At 70.5% G+C, this 14,225-nt stretch carries 11 protein-coding genes; 6 read left to right on the top strand and 5 right to left on the bottom strand.

The features are described from left to right. Nucleotides 1–152 precede the first annotated feature (152 nt). A complete protein-coding gene (locus ABEA33_RS19115) occupies nt 153–1,166 on the top strand; it encodes a polysaccharide biosynthesis protein (RefSeq protein WP_345528524.1) in 1,014 nt (337 codons plus the stop codon). Further along, nucleotides 1,163–2,134 (top strand): MraY family glycosyltransferase, encoded by a 972-nt coding sequence (locus ABEA33_RS19110; protein WP_345528522.1) that lies wholly within the window; start codon nt 1,163–1,165, stop codon nt 2,132–2,134. The genes ABEA33_RS19115 and ABEA33_RS19110 overlap by 4 nt, the downstream gene beginning before the upstream one ends. Nucleotides 2,135–2,142: 8 nt before the next feature. Here ABEA33_RS19110 and ABEA33_RS19105 read toward each other — a convergent pair whose 3' ends face one another. Beyond that, nucleotides 2,143–3,372, bottom strand: a complete 1,230-nt coding sequence (locus ABEA33_RS19105; RefSeq protein ID WP_345528521.1) for a glycosyltransferase family 4 protein — start codon at nt 3,370–3,372, stop codon at nt 2,143–2,145. Between the two features lie 141 nt (nt 3,373–3,513). Here ABEA33_RS19105 and ABEA33_RS19100 point away from each other — a divergent pair, with 141 nt between their 5' ends. From ABEA33_RS19100 to ABEA33_RS19085, 4 genes are read left to right on the top strand one after another with little or no spacing between them, the layout of a single operon-like run. Further along, complete coding sequence (locus ABEA33_RS19100) at nt 3,514–4,419, top strand: dTDP-4-dehydrorhamnose reductase family protein (RefSeq protein ID WP_345528520.1); 906 nt, start codon at nt 3,514–3,516, stop codon at nt 4,417–4,419. A 20-nt stretch (nt 4,420–4,439) separates the two neighbouring features. Beyond that, nucleotides 4,440–5,537 (top strand): non-hydrolyzing UDP-N-acetylglucosamine 2-epimerase, encoded by a 1,098-nt coding sequence (wecB, locus tag ABEA33_RS19095; RefSeq protein WP_345528642.1) that lies wholly within the window; start codon nt 4,440–4,442, stop codon nt 5,535–5,537. Continuing rightward, nucleotides 5,534–6,493, top strand: coding sequence for a glycosyltransferase (locus ABEA33_RS19090; protein WP_345528519.1), 960 nt, complete (start codon nt 5,534–5,536; stop codon nt 6,491–6,493). The genes wecB and ABEA33_RS19090 overlap by 4 nt, the downstream gene beginning before the upstream one ends. Then, the gene (locus tag ABEA33_RS19085; protein ID WP_345528518.1) at nt 6,490–7,344 is read left to right on the top strand and encodes an NAD-dependent epimerase/dehydratase family protein; all 855 of its coding nucleotides are present in this window, start codon (nt 6,490–6,492) and stop codon (nt 7,342–7,344) included. The genes ABEA33_RS19090 and ABEA33_RS19085 overlap by 4 nt, the downstream gene beginning before the upstream one ends. On the opposite strand, the gene ABEA33_RS19080 is transcribed toward ABEA33_RS19085, so the two are convergent. The 4 genes from ABEA33_RS19080 to ABEA33_RS19065 all read right to left on the bottom strand — a co-directional run bounded on the left by ABEA33_RS19080 (nt 7,333) and on the right by ABEA33_RS19065 (nt 14,213). Then, nucleotides 7,333–8,580, bottom strand: coding sequence for a glycosyltransferase (locus tag ABEA33_RS19080; RefSeq protein ID WP_345528517.1), 1,248 nt, complete (start codon nt 8,578–8,580; stop codon nt 7,333–7,335). The two genes, ABEA33_RS19085 and ABEA33_RS19080, sit on opposite strands and share 12 nt — an antisense overlap. Further along, nucleotides 8,570–10,060, bottom strand: a complete 1,491-nt coding sequence (locus ABEA33_RS19075) for a lipopolysaccharide biosynthesis protein (protein WP_345528516.1) — start codon at nt 10,058–10,060, stop codon at nt 8,570–8,572. Before ABEA33_RS19075 ends, ABEA33_RS19080 begins: the two co-directional genes overlap by 11 nt. A 34-nt stretch (nt 10,061–10,094) precedes the next feature. Further along, nucleotides 10,095–11,858, bottom strand: a complete 1,764-nt coding sequence (locus tag ABEA33_RS19070; RefSeq protein WP_345528515.1) for a polysaccharide biosynthesis protein — start codon at nt 11,856–11,858, stop codon at nt 10,095–10,097. 168 nt (nt 11,859–12,026) lie between these two features. Next, nucleotides 12,027–14,213: a HelD family protein gene (locus tag ABEA33_RS19065; protein WP_345528514.1), complete on the bottom strand. Its 2,187-nt coding sequence runs from the start codon at nt 14,211–14,213 to the stop codon at nt 12,027–12,029. Nucleotides 14,214–14,225: the final 12 nt, after the last annotated feature.

The raw sequence follows: 14,225 nt of genomic DNA, 5'->3' as shown, positions 1-14,225 counted from the left end.
CTAGCGATGGTAACGTTGTTGACTCCGCTGACCGTCTTCGGGCAGGTGGGAGCGCGCCACGGCCGATTCCCTTATTCGGGTAATCTCAGCGGCCGAGTGGTCCCGGGCGTCGTCGATCTGAAGGACGCCCACGGTTCGAGATTGAGGTCTTTGTGAGCGACTTGGCGCAGCGCACGGTGCTGGTCACGGGCGGTACCGGCTCTTTCGGCTCGACGATGGTCAAGTACCTACTCGACCGTGACGTCCGCCAGGTCCGGGTGCTGAGCCGTGACGAGCTCAAGCAGGACGACATGCGACGGCAGATCAACGACCCGCGCGTCGCCTTCTACCTCGGCGATGTGCGCGACCGCGCGTCGGTCGACCGCGCGACGCGCGACGCCGACTTCGTGTTCCACGCGGCGGCGCTGAAGCAGGTGCCGTCCTGCGAGTTCTTCCCGCTCGAGGCCGTGCAGACCAACATCCTGGGCTCGGCCAACGTCATCGAGTCCAGCCACGCGAACGGCGTACAGCGTGTCGTCTGCCTCGGCACCGACAAGGCCGTCTATCCGGTCAACGCCATGGGCAACTCGAAGGCCCTGATGGAGAAGACGGCGCAGGCATTCGCCCGCAACAACCCGAACTCGGAGACGGTCGTCTCGACCGTCCGCTACGGCAACGTGCTCTGCTCCCGCGGATCCGTCGTGCCGTTGTTCGTCGAGCAGTTGCGCGCCGGTCGCCGGCTGACGATCACGGATCCGGCGATGACCCGCTTCCTGATGTCCCTGGAGGAGGCGGTCGACCTCGTCGACCACGCCTTCCGCGTCTCCAAGCCCGGTGACCTGTTCATCCGCAAGGCTCCGGCGTCGACCATCGAGACCCTCGCCCAGGCAGTCGCCTCGATCCTGGGGCTCGAGCCCGAGGTCGACGTCATCGGCACCCGACACGGCGAGAAGCTCTACGAGACGCTGGCCACCCGCGAGGAGCTCGCGCGCAGTGTCGACCAGGGCGACTACTTCCGGGTCCCGATCGACTCGCGCGACCTCAACTACGGCCAGTACTTCGAAGAGGGCGACTCCGTCGTCGAGTCCGCCGACGACTACCACTCCCACAACACGACGAGGCTCAGCGTCGACGAGGTGATCGAGCAGCTCACGGCGCTCCCCGCCTTCCAACGCCTGCTCCAGTGACCGCCTTCCTCGTCGCGCTCATCGCGTCGGTGGTGCTGGTCGGCGTCGTCACCGCGGCACTGCCCCTGCTGGGCGTCATGGACGTGCCCAACCACCGCTCCTCGCACCGGCGCCCGGTCCCGCGCGGAGGCGGGATCGCACTGGTGCCCTGCATGGCCCTGGGCATCAGCGTGTCGTCCTCGTGGACGTCAGCCCTGGCCTGGCTCGTCGGAGGCGCCTTGGCCCTGGGCATCGTCGGACTGGCGGACGACGTCCGCGACATCCCGGCGCCGGTGCGGCTCGGGCTGCAGCTCATCGTCACAGCGGCAGTCGGCGTCGCCGTGGTCCGTACGCTGAGCGATCTCTCCACCGCAGCGGCAGTCGCGACCGGACTCGTCGGGGCCGTCTGGCTGACCGGGTTGGTCAACGTCTTCAACTTCATGGACGGCGCCAACGGCGTCGCCGGTTTCCAGGCGGTGGTCGCCGGCGGCTGGTTCGCCTACGTGGGTTCACGCGAGGACGTCACGTCACTGCTGGTGGGCGGGCTCGTCCTGCTCGGTGCCGCGCTGGGCTTCCTCCCGTGGAACTACCCGCGCGCCCGGGTCTTCCTCGGCGACGTCGGCTCGTACTCCCTGGGCCTCGTCCTCGGCGCACTGAGCCTCGTGACCGTGCTCAGCACGCACTCGGTACTGCTGGCCGTCGCGCCCGTGTGCGTGTTCCTCGCCGACACGACGCTCACATTGGTACGGCGGGCAGTCGCCGGCAAACCGGTCATGACCGCGCACCGGGAGCATGTCTACCAGCGCCTCACGACGGTCCCGGGCTCGCCCTGGCCGGCGGTCGCACCGACCGCGACGTCCGTCGTGTGCGTCGTGGTCGCGGCAGCGACCCCGCTGACGATCTGCCTGGTCCTCTGGTGCCTCGCCATCGGCACCTACGTCGCCCTGCCCTGGCTCCTCGATCGACAGCGGGCCGCCGGACTCCGCTGATCGCCGGGTCAGCGCGCGATGTCGGCGAGCATCGACTCGACGTGTGCGACGCCTCGGGACAACGAGAACTCGCGCCGGTAGTAGTCGAGGCCGACCGCACCCCACGACTGCAGCTCTGAGCGGTCGCAGGCGGCGACCTGTCGCAGCACGTCCGCGAGAGCGTCCGGGCTGGGGGCGACGATCCCGGCTCCGGACTCCGTGATCACGCGGGCGGCGTCGCCGGCGCCGTTGAGGACCACCGGACGGGCCAACGCCAGCACCGACGGGAGCTTGCTCGGCATCGTGACCCGCATCAGGGGTGTGTCCACGAGAGACACGAGATGGACATCGGCCGCCGAGGACAGGTCGCCCATCTCCTCCGGCGCGCGCCGGCCCATGAAGTGGACGTTGGTCGCGCCGAGGTCACGTGCCAGCGCCCGCAGACCCTCGTCCGCGATCCCGGATCCGACGACCACGAAGTGCAGGCCGGTGTCGCGCACCTCGGAAGCAGCCCGCACCGCGGCATCCAGGCCCTGGACGTGGCCCAGAGCGCCGGCGTACATGAGCACCACGCGAGCGTCACGGGCCGCCTCGGGCAGCACCGAGCGGTCGGCCGGTCGGGGGGAGAAGATGGCCTCGTCGGCCCACACGGGGCAGTACTCCAGCAGGTCGGCCGGGACTCCTCGGGAGACCAGCAGATCCCGTTGACCCGGCGACGTCAGGGCGATGCGCGAGGCTGCGTCGTACCCCCGGCGGACCAGCGCCGACAGGGCGTCGCCGACCCTCGCGGCAGCGCGGCCCTGGTCCACCATCCCGCTCTCGATGACCGAGTCCGGCCACACGTCCATGATGTGCAGGAGGTACGGCACGCCGTACCTCCGCCGGACCCGACGCGCCACCAGGGGGACGGTCGCCGGGGAGTTGAACACCCACATGGCGTCACGGTCGCTGAGGTCGCGAGCCCCGATCGCCGCGGCCGAGCCGGCGAACGAGAGGTAGTTCAGCGAACGCCGGGCGGCGCGCTGGTCGTGGCTGGCGTAGAGCGGCACCCGTCGTACGTCGAGCGAAGGCCGCAGCGTCTCCCGGACGTGGAGTCCCTGTCGGTAGCCCGGGTAGATCCGACCGGTGGGGTAGTTCGGGAACCCCGTCACCACCTGGACGTCGTGGCCGCGATCGACCAGTCCGTTCGCCAGCACCGTCGGCACCGCACCGCCACCCGGCTCCGGTGCGAACCACTGACTCAGGACGCCCAGCCTCATCGATCACGACCTCCTCGGGGTCCTCCACCGCGGCCCGGAGGCAACCCGAGCGCTCTACCTGGACGCAAGGATTGCACGGCGTTGTCGGTAGCATCGCGCCGTCACCACGAAACCGAAGGCAAGCAGCGAGGCGAGGCCAACATGCAGGGCGAAGACCGTGCTCCGACCGACAGCGTTCTGGTTCTGGGAGCGTCGGGCATGCTCGGGCACGCGCTGCTCCACGAGCTGACGGCGGTCCTCCCCGACGCGGCCGTCCACGGCACCGTGCGTTCGCTCGACGGTCTCCCGGCACCCTTCCTCGAGCGGTTCGCCGACCGCCTGGTGCCGGGCGTCGACGTTCTGTCCTATGACACCGTCCAGGCGGCCATCGAGCGCTACCGGCCGACCGTCGTCATCAACGCGGTCGGCGTCATCAAGCAGGCGCCCGGGGTCGACGACCATGTCATCACCACGGAGATCAACGCACTCCTGCCCCATCTGCTCGCACGGTCGTGCACCGCGGCCGGGGCGCGCCTCGTGCAGATCAGCACCGACTGCGTGTTCTCGGGCCGCACCGGCAGGTACATCGAGGACGACGTCCCGGACCCCGTCGACTTCTACGGACGCAGCAAGCTCCTCGGCGAGGTGGGCGCTCCGCACGTGACCCTCCGCACGTCGATCATCGGCCACGAGATGCGGTACGGCGGGTCACTGATCGAGTGGTTCCTCAGCCAACGCGGCCAGCACGTCCACGGGTTCACGAAGGCCATCTATAGCGGCCTTCCCACCGTCGAGCTCGCGCACGTGATCGCCCACCAGGTGCTCCCCCGGCCCGAGATCACCGGCCTCTGGCACGTGGCGTCGGCAGCGATCTCGAAGTTCGACCTGCTCCAGCTCGTCGCGGCCGAGTACGGGTGGGAGGGAGAGGTGAGCCCCGCTGACACGCTCGTCTGCGACCGGTCCCTGTCCGCCGGCCGCTTCGCCGATGCCACCGGCTACACCGCGCCCTCGTGGCCGGAGCTGGTCCACGAGATGCGGGTGTCCCACGAACGCTGGAACCAGGGCTGAGGGGCGCGCGCGTGAAGATCATGACAGTGCTCGGGACCCGTCCCGAGATCATTCGGCTGTCCCGTGTCATTCCCCTACTGGACCAGCTCGCCGACCACGTGCTGGTGCACACGGGGCAGAACTGGGACGACCGGCTGAACGGCATCTTCTTCCGGGAGCTGGGGCTGCGTACGCCTGACCACAACCTGGGCGCCGACACCTCGTCGCTGGGCGCCACTATGGGCGACATCCTCCGCAAGATCGAGGGCGTGCTCGCCGCCGAGCGACCGGACGCGTTCCTGGTCCTCGGCGACACCAACAGCGCCATCTCCGCGGTGATGGCGCGACGCATGCACGTGCCCGTCTACCACATGGAGGCAGGCAACCGGTCGTTCGACGAGAACGTCCCCGAGGAGGTCAACCGCCGGCTGGTCGACCACGTCGCCGACTTCAACCTCGCCTACACCGAGCACGCCCGCCGCAACCTGCTGGCCGAGGGCCTGCACCCTCGTCGGGTAGCGGTCACCGGCTCGCCGATGTGGGAGGTGCTGCAGCACTACAGCGCGGACATCGCGGCATCGACAACCCTGCAGGACCTGGACCTGACCAGCGGTGAGTACTTCGTGGCGAGCATGCACCGGGAGGAGAACGTCGACAGCCGGGCGCGCCTCACCCAGCTACTCGAGTGCCTGCGCCGTCTGGCCGACGACTCCGGGATGCCGGTGATCCTCTCCACGCATCCACGCACGCGCAAGCGGCTCGAGGAGCTCGGCGCGGACGGAGACGACGCCGTCCGCATGCTGCCGCCCTTCGGGTTCTTCGACTACATCGCGCTGCAGCAGGCTTCGCGGTGCGCGGTCTCGGACAGCGGCACCATCTCCGAGGAGGCGGCCATGCTCGGCTTCCCCGCGGTGACCCTGCGTGACTCGATGGAGCGGCCCGAGGCGCTGGAGGCCGGTTCGGTGCTCATGTCCGGCCTGGACCCGGCCGAACTCCTGCGCAACGTCCAGGCGGCGATCGCGTCCGGACCGCAGGTGCCGCCGCCGGCGTACCAGGTGCGGAACACCGCGCAGCGGACCGTGAACTTCATCCTGTCCACCGCCGGTCGACACGGCGACTGGTTCGGTCTGCGCTCGTGAGCTCCGCGGGGACACCTGCTCCGGGCACCGACGGCGGGGGCGTTCCCGAGCGTCGATCGTCCCCCGGGGGCAACGTCGTCACGGGTTCGCTCGCCGCGGTCGGGTTCCACCAGCCCGCGTCCGTCGCGCTCGTCGAGACGGTGCGCCCGCGTCGGCAGCCACTCGACGTGGTGCTGAGCCAGAACGCGTGGAACTTCCTGTCGCGGTCGGAGTTCGCGGCGCTGGCTCGCGACTACGATCCGCGGCGCCGAACCCTCTATCGGGCGCGACGTACCGTCGCGCGGGTCAACACGAGGCGCGCCCGGTCCAACGTGGTGCTGTCCCACTACATGGCAGACCTGCTCACCGCCCGCGGCCTCTCGCCGGTGGTCTCTCCCGTGACCCTGCCGCTCGAGCTCTGCGCCACCGGACCTGCACCGATCCGTGCCCCCGCCGGCATCGACGGTCCGTTCGTGGTGGTCCCGGGCACCCTGACGCCGTACAAGCGCGCGGACTACGCGCTCGACCTGCTGCGGCTGCTCCCTCCGAGCGAGCGGCCGCTCCTCGTGCTGGCCGGCACCGATGACGGCTCAGGCCAGCAGCAGCGCCTCTCCTCGATCCTCGAGACCGCGCAGGTGCGGCACTGGATCGGATCCGTCGACCGCGACGAGATGAGCTGGCTGCTCGCTCACGCGGTCGCCACCCTGGTGCCGAGCCGGCTGGAGAGCCTCAGCTTCAGCGTCGCCGAAGCGCTCGTGCTCTCACCGCGGGTGATGGCCTCACCGCTGTCGGTGCACCGCGAGGTTGCCGAGCGGCTGGGCCTCGATCCGCAGTGGCTCCCGCCCGAGCCGGACATCGAGACCGCTCGAGCGCTACTCGATCCGGTCGCCGCGGCGCCCACGGTCGACCGCGCGGGCTACCGCCAGGAGTGGCACGACCTCGCCGCCCTGATCGCCGAACGATCGGACCAGAAGTGAGCGAGCACGTGGCAGATCCGGTGACGGTGGGTGTCCTGGGGGCCCGCAGCCCCGTGGGTGACGCGGTCCTCGACGAGCTGGCGGGCTCCGGCCGGGTCCTGCGCTTCAGCAGGGAGCAGCGTGAGCCGGACTCCCGCGGCGAGTGGCGGGTCCTCGGCGACCCCGGGGCGGGACCGATCGGGACGGTGATCAGCCTGATGCCGATCTGGGCGCTCGTCGACCAGTTGGGTTGGCTCGCCGAGTCCGGGTGCCGGCACCTCGTCGCCCTGTCCTCGACCAGCCGGTTCACGAAGCAGGAGTCCGCCCGGTCGGCCGACCGCGATCTCGCCGAGCGGTTGCGCCTGGGCGAGGACGCCACCGTGGAGTGGGGACGTCGAGCAGGCGTCGAGGTCACGCTGCTGCGCCCCACCATGATCTACGGGCACGAGCGGGACGGGAACGTCTCGACGATGCGGAACGTCCTGCGTCGTTTCCGCGTCTTCCCTGTGGTCGGCGCCGCAGCCGGCCGGCGCCAGCCCGTCCATGTCGCTGACGTCGCCTGGGCGGCCGCCCGGCTGGCCACCGCACCCGCGGGCACGCTCGGGTCGGCGTACACGATCTCGGGTGCGGAGGTGCTGACCTACCGCGAGATGGTGGACCGGGTCCGCGCGACGGTGCCGGGCCCCACCCTCGTCCTCCGGGTCCCGGCGGCCCTGTTCCGCGGCGCGGAGCGGGTGGCTCCCAGCTCCCGGACGGCACACACGGCCGCCGGCATGGCAGACCGGATGGCGAGCGACATGACGTTCGAGCACCGTGAGGCGCACGACGACTTCGGCTACTCCCCGCGCCGCTTCGACCCGTCAGGCCCCTGAGACCCGCCACTGCTGCGCCACCCGGTCGAAGCTCTCGCCCCGCCCCTGGAGCTGCTGCTCCAGGGCGTTGACGGCCACCTGGATGTCCGGCAGGTCGGTCCGCGTGTAGTCGTAGCGGTAGTAGCCGCGCTTGAAGATCCGGTAGCCCAGCCCACGAGCGCGCCACGCGGCCTCACGGAGCCCGCCGACGACGAAGCCGGCGAGCAGCCCGGGGGCGCGCCACCAGCTGCACCGGACGTTCGCCGCCAGGCTGGCCAGGACGGGCTGCGCGAACTTCGGGTTGTGCACCAATGTCTGGGCATGGAGCCGCCCGACGTTGAGCCGACGGCCGGTCCCCTCCTTGTCGACCTCGTCGAGCGTGGCGAGGGCCGCCTGCGCCCAGACCGTCTGGACTGAGTAGACGGGGGGGACCTGCGGAGGCCAGGTCGCCGCGAACGCCGCGGTCTGGGGCGTCTCGGCCAGGCTGCCCGCGTGCTGCTTCATCCCACTGAGGCCCGCACCGCTCCGCGCGGAGCTCCCGGGCACGAACAGCGGGTAGTCGATCCGCACCAGGGTCCGGACGTACTGGGCCAGGCCGACCGCGCCGGAGATGTCCGGACTGGCGCCGAAGAAGCACCCTCCGGCATCAGCGCGCAGGTCGTCGAGGCAGCTGCGGCGTACGACGCCGTAGTAGATCCGAGGCAGCCGGTCGAAGGTCTGGAAGGAGTTGCGCGCCGACGACCGCAGCTCGGCGGGTGCATCCAACGTCGACACGGCTCCGGAGAAGTCACGGAGCACCAGGCGACCGGCGTCCGAGTCGCCGTAGTAGGCGTGCCGGAAGTCCGGCCAGTTGTACGCCGCCGGCAGCGTGGGTGAGATCGCGTCCCACCCCTGCTCATCGGCCAGCGTCGCCGCCAGCGCCAGCGCCGAGCCGATGCCGTCGTCGTCGCCGACGATGGTCACGAACCTCCCGCGCGCCAGCGACACCGTCTTGTCGAAGGTCTCGGCGAACGACATGGGCGGAGCCGAGTAGACGTAGCGCAGCCGAGCGTCTCCTGCGAATCTGCTGGCGAGCTCGGCCTCCGCCCGCTGCTCGTCGCTGGTGTCGTGGATGACCACCTCCAGGTCGTCACCACCGTGCTCGAGGACGTTGGCCACCGTGTGCACCAGGGTGCCGAGTCGATTGCGGGTCGGGATGAGCACCGACAGCAACGGCTCACGCTCAGTGCCTGCGACGTCCGAGTGGTCAAGAGACATGTTCCGTCCTCGTTCTCAGTTCCTTGACGATCGGGTGCCGCATCAGGTCGATGGCGCCCACCAGCCCCAGTGCCGCGAGCCCACCGACGACCGTCAGCAGGAGCCCGCGCCCGTCCACGGACAGGCTGATGAGCAGGCTCAGCAGCACCACGGCGCCGGCCGCGACCGCGAAAACGACCTGCTCCGCCGGCAGGAGATCGCGGATCTTCAGGCCCGACGTGTGGATGTAGTGCACGTTCACCATAGAGCTCGCGATCACGAGGGCGAGGGCGACTCCGGCCGCCAGCCCGTAGCCGCCGAACCACCAACCGAGGCCGGCACCGGCGACAGCGATCACGGCCAGCGAGGTGTAGTTGGCCGCGATGTTGACCCGGAAGTCGTCGAGCGTCACACCGACGAAGTACGCCGGTCCACACAGGCAGTTCGCGATCCACCCGACCGACAGCAGGACGCCGAACCAGACCACGGTGGCGCTGGTCTCCCCGAACACGAAGGACGACAGGAGCGGCAGGACGACGAGCGCCCCGCCGAAGCCGAGGATGGTCAACGGGAAGATCGCCTGGAAGGACTTGCGGAACGCCTGGGCCGGCTGGAACCCCTCAGCCGAGGCGCGCACGGCGACGACCGGAACGATCGCCTGGTTCGCGGCGTGCACGAGGGCGCTCACCTGCTGGAGCAGCCGGTTGGCGATCTCGTAGTAGGCGATCGCGGAGAGGCCAGCGAACATGTCCAGCAGTGCCTTCGCCAGTGGTTCGTAGGCGAGCGTCGGCAGGGTCAGCACGTGCATCTTCAGGTTGTACCGGGCGACCTCACCGACGTTCGACGGCGTCCGCATCCCCGAGGACAGTCCGCGGGAGAGATAGCTGATGTAGGTCAGCAAAGCCACCACGACACAGGCCTGCTGGGCGAGCGTCCCGTAGGCCAGCGCCACCACGCCGTGGGAGGGCAGCCCGACGATGACGACCGCGAGGTAGACCAGTGACGAGGACATCACGACCGCGGCGCGGGCATAGCTCCGGCTGGTGCCGTCCATCAGCCCCTGCGCCGTCGTGGAAACCGGTGCGAGGCAGGCAGCGGCGAGGATCACCGGCGCGAGCTGGGCTGCCAACCGCCGGTCGTGCGGCGAGAGCGAGGCCAGCGCGTAGACATGGAGGCCCAGATAGATGATCACCGCCATCAAGGCGGCGCCAAGCAAGGTGACGCCCACCGAGAGGAGGACGAGGGGACGAAGGTCGTGCTGGCGCCCCTGCCCCCACGCCACGGCGACGTGCCGCGCCGCGCCTACGCCGAACCCGAGACTGCCGAGCTGCGTCAGCGTGCCGAACGCGAAGTACAGGGAGTACAGGCCGAAGTCGTGCTGGCCGACCGACTGGACCGCGAGCCTGTAGGACACCAGCAGCACGCCACTGATGACCACGACCTGCAGCGCCGAGACGCCTCCGTTGACGAACGCACGCCGAGCCGAGTAGTTGACCCTCAACCTCGGACCCGCCGGATCGGGAGTCGCAGCTCGATCACATCCCTGCTCGTGCCGCGATCTCGAGGTCGATCACGTCCGAGGGGCTGAGAACGGGCACGGAGACCGAGCGGATCATCGGGTGGCCGGTCGCCCGGGCGTGCTCGTCCTCGCTGAACAGCGTCTCGTGCAGCTTCTCGCCGGAGCGCAGACCGGTGAACACGACCTCGACACCTCGGCCCCCCGAGAGCGCGATCATCCGTCGGGCGACGTCGAGGATCTTCACCGGTTCGCCCATCTCGAGGACCATCACCTCGCCCTCACGACCGACGGCGCCGGCCTGGACCACGAGCTCGCAGGCCTCGGGGATGGTCATGAAGTAGCGGGTGACGTCGGGGTGCGTGACCGTGACCGGCCCGCCTGCAGCGATCTGGGCGTTGAAGGTGTGCAACATCGAGCCGCGCGATCCGAGGACGTTGCCGAACCGGACGCTGATGTACGGGCGGCCGGTCTGCTGGGCGTGCCATGCGGTGAGCTGCTCGGCCGCACGCTTGGTCGCGCCGAGCACGCTCGTCGCGTCGGCGGCCTTGTCGGTGGAGATGTTGACGAAGTGGTCGACCTCGAACTCGGAGGAGAGCCGCAGCAGGTTGAGCGTGCCCAGCACGTTGGTCTTCCAGCCTTCGTCGGGGAACCGCTCCAGCATCGGCAGGTGCTTGAGCGCGGCCGCATGGAACACGATCTCGGGCTGGTGCGCCTGGAAGATCTTGCGGAGGCTGTCGACCTCGCGGATGTCGGCCAGCACCGTGTCCGGGCTGTCGAGCAGGCCGTGCCCGTAGATGGCGAGCTGCACCGAGTGCAGCGCCGACTCGTCGCGGTCGAGCAGGATGAGCGTCGACGGACCGAAGTGGTGGACCTGACGGGCCAGCTCGGCTCCGATCGAGCCGCCTGCGCCGGTGATCAGGACCCGCTTGCCACTCAGGTAGCCGGCGATCGCGCTCAGGTCGGTCGAGACCTGGTGCCTCCCCAGGACGTCGCTGATCTCGACCCGTCGGATGTCCGACGCCGCGACTCTGCCGCCGATGAGCTCGCTGACACGCGGCAGCAGGAAGAGCTCTAGGTCGGCGTCGTCGGCCACCTCCTGGACCCGCCCGATGAGGGCGCCGCCGGCACCCGGAACGGCGAGGATGACCGCGTGGGCGTCGTACTCGGCGGCCACCGAGGCCAGGTTGTGGCCGGTGCCGAGGACCGGGATCCCTTGGATCCGCAGGTATCGCTTGGCCTGGTTGTCGTCGACGTAGCCGACGACGCGAAACGAGAGGTCCGGGTCGTTGCGCACCAGTCGCGCGACCTGGCGTCCGGCGTCACCGGCGCCGTAGATGATCGCGTTGCGCACCACGACGCCGGGGCCGCTGCCGGGGGAACCCTCGGTCCGTTCGCGCAGCACGCGGAAGACGTAGCGGCCCGCGGCGCTGATCAGCAGCGCCATTGGCGGGACGAGCACGGGAATGCTCCGGGGCAGGCCGGGATAGAGCAGCGGCGCGGCCAGCAGCGCGAGCACGGCGACGGTCCCGATGTGCAGCGCGAGACCCAGCGCCTCGTCGAACGATCCGACCAGGAAGCGACCGCGGTAGAACTTCGTGGCGTATCCCAGGCCGACCATCAGCGCACCCGCGGTGAGGCCGTAGCGAACGATGGATGCCCACTGGACGTCGGTGATGCTGAAGTCGAGGCGAACGCCGACGATCACCGCGAGAGCAAGCCCCCAGCTGGTCACGTCCAGGGCTGCCAGGGCCGCCCGACGTAGCCACGGTGTCGCAAGCATCAGTGCCCCTAGTCCGCCCCGCTGGTCGACGCGGCGCACGGTCATGTTTTTTCTCCCCCGAGAATACGGCGTTGGCGCGGAGACCCCGCGACAGCAGCGTGCATGGTATCGCGAACGCCAGGTGAACGCCCAGGTCGCGCCCGGTTGACGCGCCGGGGTCGGGAAACGTCAGCCCAGCGTGGTCAGCAACTGCGTCGCGCGGGTCAGTACGACGTACAGGGTTGCCCGACCCGTGACCGACTCGTCCTCGATCTCCTGCGGTCGGACGACGACGATCCCGTCGAACTCGAGTCCCTTGGTGTCGAGGCCGGTCAGCACTACGATCCGGTCCTCACCGGACGGTGTGACCGTCGAGTCGACGGAGGCCCGGGCACCGGCGGCGTCGTCGGCGAACTCGGGCCACGAGGCCAGCCAGGCGTTGACCTCGGAGCGGCGTGCAGCGGGCACCACGATGCCGACCGTGCCGCCGACCTCCGAGGCGATCGCGGCGACCGCCTCGCGGGTCGCGGCCTCGAGCTCCCCGTCGGGGACACCGGTCCGCACGACCGGCTCGATGCCCGTCGAGCGGACAGCGGTCGGGAGGTCGACGTCGAGGCCGACCCGGTCGGCGTACGCCGCGGCGTGGGCGTAGATCTCGGAGGAGTTGCGGTAGTTGGTCGAGAGGTGGAACTCGTGGAGCTCCTTGCCCTCGAGCGCGGCGGCCCGCGCGGCCGCCGACTCCGCCGGCACCGGCCACGACGACTGGGCCGGGTCGCCGACGATCGTCCACGACGCCGTACGGCCGCGACGACCGACCATCCGCCACTGCATCGGGGTCAGGTCCTGCGCCTCGTCGATGAGGACGTGGGCGAACGGGTCGTCCTCGATCTTGTGCGTCGGCGGAGCCCAGGCCCGGCCGGTCGGCGCGAACTCGCGGTCGGCCGCCGTGAAGAGCTCCTGCATGTCGATGCCGCCGTCGAGCAGACCGGTGTCGGCGAGGGTCGCCTCGTCGTCGGTGCGCGCCGGGACGTCGCCGATCGCGTAGCGCAGCTCGTCGAGCAGCGGGACGTCCTGCACCGAGAAGTCGGTCGCGTCGGCCCACGACTTCGTGAGGAGGCGCTGCTCCTCGGGCCCGATCACGCCGTCGCCGACGCGCGCCAGGAACTCAGGGTCGCGCAGCCAGCCGAAGACGTCGGACGCCTCCAGGGGCGGCCACCAGGCGGCGGCGAAGTCGAGGAAGGACTGGTCGGACTGCATGTCGTCGTCGAAGGCCTCACGCCCCCGGTCGCGGCCGCGCTCGCCGCGCACCTGGCGCCACATGGCGTCGAGCAGCGTGCCGACGACGCGCGGGAGCTGGCGGTTGCGGCGGCCCTGCGACATCAGGTTGCGGCGGATGGCGCCGAGCTGGCCGCGGCTGAGCACGATCGTGTCGTCGCGCCAGAAGATCCGGAACTCGCTCGGGCTGCCCGGCGCCTGCTGCCGCGCCGTACGGCGGACCAGCTCGGCCATCGCCGCGGAGCCCTTGACGTCGGCGACCGCCGGCTCGTCGTGCCGCGTGGCGCGCACGCCGTCCACGACCTCGCCGAGCGAGCGCAGCGCGACCGCCGTCTCGCCGAGGCTCGGCAGCACCCGCTCGATGTAGCGCATGAAGACGCCGCTGGGTCCGACCACCAGGACGCCGCCGGTCTCGTAGCGGCGGCGGTCGGTGTAGAGGAGGTACGCCGCGCGGTGGAGCGCGACCACGGTCTTGCCGGTGCCCGGGCCGCCGGAGATCGCGACCACGCCGCGACCGGGAGCCCGGATCGCCTTGTCCTGCTCGGCCTGGATGGTGGCGACGATCGAGTGCATCGACCGGTCGCGGGCGCGCGACAGCTGGGCCATCAGGGCGCCCTCGCCGATGATCGGCAGGGTCGTCTCGGCCTCGGCGTCGAGCAGCTCGTCCTCGACCCCGACGACCTCGCGGCCCGAGGCCCGCAGCACCCGGCGTCGTACGACGCGCTGCGGCTCGGCAGCGGTCGCCTGGTAGAACACGGCGGCCGCCGGGGCGCGCCAGTCGATCAGCAGCGAGTCGCGGTTGGCGTCGCGCAGGCCGATCCGGCCGATGTAGCGGGGGTCGGGGTCGACCTCGGCGAGCATGTCGAGACGGCCGAAGACCAGGCCCTCGTGCGCGGCGTCGAGCTGCGCGATCCGACGAGCGGCCTGGAACACCATCGCGTCGCGCTCGACCAGCCCGCCCTCGTGGCCCAGCCGTCCCCGGCTGTGGCCCTCCTTGGCAAGCTCTTGCGCCGCCTTCGCGGACACCTCCAATTGACGGTAGACCTGATCCACGAACGCCTGCTCGGCCGCGATCTCCCGTTCGACCAGCTCTTCCGACACGCCTGTCCCCTC

Origin of the sequence: Nocardioides endophyticus, from assembly GCF_039543845.1 — a bacterium.
Classification (GTDB): Bacteria; Actinomycetota; Actinomycetes; order Propionibacteriales; family Nocardioidaceae; genus Nocardioides; species Nocardioides endophyticus.
Note: the sequence above shows the minus strand (reverse complement) of the source record. Positions and strands in the feature narration are given on the sequence as shown.